The sequence below is a fragment of the Mesorhizobium sp. M7A.F.Ca.CA.001.10.2.1 genome (assembly GCF_003998575.1).
Taxonomy (GTDB): domain Bacteria; phylum Pseudomonadota; class Alphaproteobacteria; order Rhizobiales; family Rhizobiaceae; genus Mesorhizobium.
This window is the reverse complement of sequence record NZ_RZQY01000496.1, coordinates 1-4,523: the sequence shown is the minus strand read 5'-3', so window position 1 is coordinate 4,523 and position 4,523 is coordinate 1. Positions and strand designations below refer to the sequence as shown.

At 64.4% G+C, this 4,523-nt stretch carries 4 protein-coding genes; all 4 read left to right on the top strand.

Annotation, left to right across the window (positions count from 1 at the left end):
- Positions 1 to 78 precede the first annotated feature (78 nt).
- Complete coding sequence (locus tag EN964_RS25670; protein WP_127270604.1) at positions 79 to 1,575, top strand: FAD-linked oxidase C-terminal domain-containing protein; 1,497 nt, start codon at positions 79 to 81, stop codon at positions 1,573 to 1,575.
- Between the two features lie 307 nt (positions 1,576 to 1,882).
- Positions 1,883 to 2,467 (top strand): ASCH domain-containing protein, encoded by a 585-nt coding sequence (locus EN964_RS25655; protein WP_127270602.1) that lies wholly within the window; start codon positions 1,883 to 1,885, stop codon positions 2,465 to 2,467.
- Complete coding sequence (glcE, locus tag EN964_RS25650; RefSeq protein ID WP_127273428.1) at positions 2,464 to 3,669, top strand: glycolate oxidase subunit GlcE; 1,206 nt, start codon at positions 2,464 to 2,466, stop codon at positions 3,667 to 3,669. The genes EN964_RS25655 and glcE overlap by 4 nt, the downstream gene beginning before the upstream one ends.
- A gap of 10 nt (positions 3,670 to 3,679) precedes the next feature.
- Positions 3,680 to 4,523 (top strand): heterodisulfide reductase-related iron-sulfur binding cluster (locus EN964_RS25645; protein ID WP_127276895.1); only part of this gene is annotated, 844 nt, incomplete at its 3' end.

The following is a 4,523-nucleotide window of genomic DNA, read 5'->3' as shown; positions in this document are numbered from 1 at the left end:
CCCAACCACCACAGGATTTGCACCCAACGCGCTTCACTGGTAAAAGATTTTGACCAGTCAAGCGAAATGAGGCTGCTGATGTCCGGCCTGGCCATGCCGAAACCAGACGACGCCACGATGCGCCGGCGCGACGAGATCGTCGCCGACATGCGCATCATCGTGCCGGGTGAGGGCGTCGTCGACGCCGCCAATTCCATGCGCGCCTTCGAGAGCGACGGCCTGACCGCCTATCGGCAGCTGCCGCTGGTCGTCGTGCTGCCGCAAACGGTGGCGCAGGTTTCGCGCGTGCTGAAATACTGCAACGATCGCAACGTCCGCGTCGTGCCGCGCGGCTCCGGGACCTCGCTGTCGGGCGGCGCGCTGCCGCTCGAGGACGCGGTGCTTTTGGTGATGAGCCGCTTCAACCGTATCCTCGAGATCGATTTCCCCAATCGCGTTGTCGTTGCCCAGCCGGGCGTCACCAATCTCGGCATCACCACCGCCGTCGAGCAGCAGGGCTTTTACTACGCCCCCGATCCATCCTCCCAGATCGCCTGCTCGATCGGCGGCAATGTCGCGGAGAATTCCGGCGGCGTGCACTGCCTGAAATACGGCCTTACCGCCAACAATGTGCTCGGCATCGAGATGGTGCTGATGAATGGCGAAGTGGTACGGCTCGGCGGCAGTCACCTCGATGCGGAAGGTTATGACTTGCTCGGCGTCATGACGGGTTCGGAAGGGCTGCTTGGCGTCGTCACCGAGGTCACCGTGCGCATCCTGAAGAAACCGGAGACGGCTCGCGCACTGCTGATCGGCTTCCCGACCAGTGAGCAGGGCGGCCAGTGCGTCGCCGACATCATCGGCGCCGGCATCATTCCGGGCGGCATGGAGATGATGGACCGGCCGGCGATCCACGCCGCCGAGGATTTCGTCCATGCCGGCTATCCCCTGGATGTCGAAGCGCTGCTGATCGTCGAGCTCGACGGGCCGGGCGTCGAGGTCGATCATCTGATCGGTCTGGTCGAGGCGATCGCCTACAAGAACGGCTCGACCACCTGCCGCATTTCGCAGTCCGAACATGAACGGCTGAGCTTCTGGGCCGGCCGCAAGGCGGCGTTTCCGGCCGTCGGCCGCATCTCGCCCGACTACTACTGCATGGACGGCACCATCCCGCGCAAGGAGCTGCCGCGCGTGCTCGCCGGCATGCGCGAGCTGTCGGAAAAATACGGTCTCGGCGTCGCCAATGTCTTTCACGCCGGCGACGGCAATCTGCATCCGCTGATCCTCTACGATGCCAACGTACCGGGCGAACTCGACAAGGCCGAAAGCTTCGGCGCCGACATATTGCGGCTCTGCGTCAAGGTCGGCGGCGTGTTGACCGGCGAACACGGTGTGGGCGTGGAAAAACGCGACCTGATGCCGGAAATGTTCACCCAGATCGATCTCGACCAGCAGATGCGCGTCAAATGCGCCTTCGATCCCAACCATCTGCTCAACCCGGGAAAAGTGTTCCCGCAGCTGCGGCGATGCGCCGAACTCGGCCGCATGCACATTTCCGGCGGCAAGCTGCCGTTTCCGGACATTCCGAGGTTTTGAGGGATATGTCGGCGCTTGAACACCCCCCTCTGTCCTGCCGGACATCTCCCCCTCAAGGGGGGAGATTGGCAGCTCGCGCGCCTCGCCCTTTTGTCACCATTGGAGATTGGCGAAGCCATATGCGACATCCGATCTCTCCCCTTGAGGGGGAGATGTCCGGCAGGACAGAGGGGGGCGCCAAGGAACTCAGCATATCCGAACTCGCGTCTGGCATAGAATTCGCCCCCCTCTCCGTCTCGGGCTTTGCCCGAGCCACCTCTCCCCCGCTTTGCGGGGGCGAGGAACCCATGCCCGAGTGAGGTTTGAGTTGCTGTTCAAACAATCCTTGCTGGACAAGATCGCGCGCAATGAAGTGACGCTCGCTTTTCGGCGCTGGAAGCGGCCGACCGTCAAGGCCGGCGGGCGGGTCAGAACGGCGTCAGGTGCGGTTAGGATCGGGGACATCTCGATCGCGAGCGGCTCCGAATTGACGGAGAAAGACGCGACCGCAGCCGGCTTTCCGTCCCGAGGAGCCCTTCAGGAGATGCTTGGCCCCGATGACGGTACCCCGGTCTATCGCATCGAGCTCAAAGGCATCGAGCCCGACGAACGCGTTGGCCTGCGCGGCGACGCCGTGCTTTCCGATGAGGACTGGCATGCCTTGACCCAGCGTTTTGCGCGCTGGGACAAAACGGCACCCGGCTACTTCCCGTCGATCCTGCAGGCGATCGGCGCCCATCCGGAATTGCCGGCTGCTGTCCTGGCCGACAAGGCCGGCGTCGAAAAGCTGAAGTTCAAGCAGGATGTCCGCAAGCTCGGGGAGTTCGGTCTCACCGAGAGCCTCAAGGTCGGTTATCGGCTGTCGCCACGGGGCGAAGCCGTGCTCGAAAGGCTTCGGGAGCACAGGCTTTGACTACTTTCACCCCAACCACACCATCCGAAGTCCTCTCCACCGTCGCCTGGGCAGCGGCGGAAGGCTCGCCGCTCGAAATCCTCGGCCACGGTTCCAAGCGCGGCATCGGCCGGCCGCTGCAAACCGAACACACGCTCGACCTGTCGAAACTCTCTGGCGTCACGCTCTATGAACCGGCTGAACTGGTGCTGTCGGCCAAGGCAGGCACACCGCTGGCCGAGATCGAAAAGCTGCTGGCGGAAAACGGTCAGCAACTCGCTTTCGAGCCGATGGATTACGGTCCGCTGTTTGGTGGCGAACCGGGCAAGGGCACGATCGGCGGCGTGCTCGCCGCGAACCTCTCCGGTCCGCGCCGGCTCAAGGCGGGCGCGGCGCGCGATCATGTCCTGGGCATCAATGTGGTGTCCGGTCGTGGCGAAGCCTTCAAGTCGGGCGGCCGCGTGGTCAAGAACGTCACCGGCTATGACATGTCCAAGCTGATGGCCAACAGCTGGGGCACGCTGGCTGTGTTCACCGACGTCACCTTCAAGGTGCTGCCGGCAGCCGAGGCCGAAGTCACGCTCGCCATTCGTGGCCTGCTCGACGATGCGGCAGCAAGCGCCATGGCCCTGGCGCTTGGCTCGAGTGCTGAAGTGTCGAGTGCCGCCCATCTGCCCGAGCGGATCGCCGCGCGTGTCGCCGGCGGCAGTCTCGGCGGTGAGGCCGCGACGCTGCTGCGTGTCGAAGGCTTCGGCCCGTCCGTCGCCTACCGCATCGCCGCGCTGAAAACGCTGCTCGGCAAGGCTGGGCCGCTGCAGGAGATTGCCGGTGACGCTTCACGGCTGATCTGGCGCGATGTACGCGATTGCAGGCCCTTCGCCGACAACAGCGAGAAACCGGTCTGGCGTGTCTCGATGACGCCGGGACAGTGCCACCAGATGGTCCTGACGCTGCGCATGCAGGCCGCCGTCAGCGCCTACTATGACTGGCAGGGCGGGCTGGTGTGGCTGCGCATGGAACAGGGCGATCCGGAAGCCGCCCTGCTGCGCGGACTGTTGAGAAAACATGGCGGCGGCCATGCGACGCTGGTGCGTGCCGCACCTTCGCATCGCGCCGCTCTGCCGGTGTTCGAGCCGCAGCCGCCCGCACTTGCCGCACTCAGCCAGCGGCTGAAGCAAGAATTCGACCCGAAGCACATCCTCAATCCCGGCCGAATGGCCTAGGACATTAGCGATGCAGACCAATTTTTCGCTTGCCCAGCTTGCCGATCCGCATGTCGCGGAATCGGAAAAGATCCTGCGCAAATGCGTGCATTGCGGCTTCTGCACCGCCACCTGCCCGACCTATGTGACGCTTGGCAACGAGCTCGATTCACCGCGCGGGCGCATCTACCTGATCAAGGACATGCTGGAAAATGGCCATCCCGCCGACAAGCAGATCGTCACCCATATCGATCGGTGCCTGTCGTGCCTCGCCTGCATGACCACCTGCCCGTCGGGCGTGAACTACATGCATCTGGTCGACCATGCCCGCGCCCATATCCAGGAGACCTACAAGCGGCCGCTGCTCGATCGACTGACCCGCGCCATGCTGGCCTTCGTGCTGCCTTATCCCCAGCGGTTTCGCGCCGCGCTCAAGCTGGCGAAGCTGGGCAAGCCGTTTATAGGCTTGTTCGACAAGGTTCCGGCGCTGAAGCCGCTCAGTGCGATGCTCAAGCTCGCGCCGGCCTCGATCCCGGCAGCTTCGCCGATGGGCTCGCCAGGCATCCATGCCGGGCAGGGGAGCAAAAGAGGCCGCGTCGCCATCCTCACTGGCTGCGCGCAATCGGTGCTCGATCCCGCCATCAACGACACCACGATTTCGCTGCTGACGCGGCTCGGCGTCGAGGTCGTGGTGCCGCCGGGCGAGGGCTGCTGCGGCGCGCTGGTGCATCATATGGGGCGCGAGCAGGCCGCGCTTGCCTCGGCGAGGCAGAATGTCGATGCCTGGACGCGCGCCATCGAACAAGGCGGGCTCGATGCCATCGTCATCACTGCATCCGGCTGCGGCACGACGATCAAGGACTACGGTTTCATGC

What these genes read in the sequence shown, in the direction of transcription:
- EN964_RS25670 (WP_127270604.1), top strand. Translation starts at nt 79, where the DNA reads ATGTCCGGCCTGGCCATGCCGAAACCAGACGACGCCACGATGCGCCGG.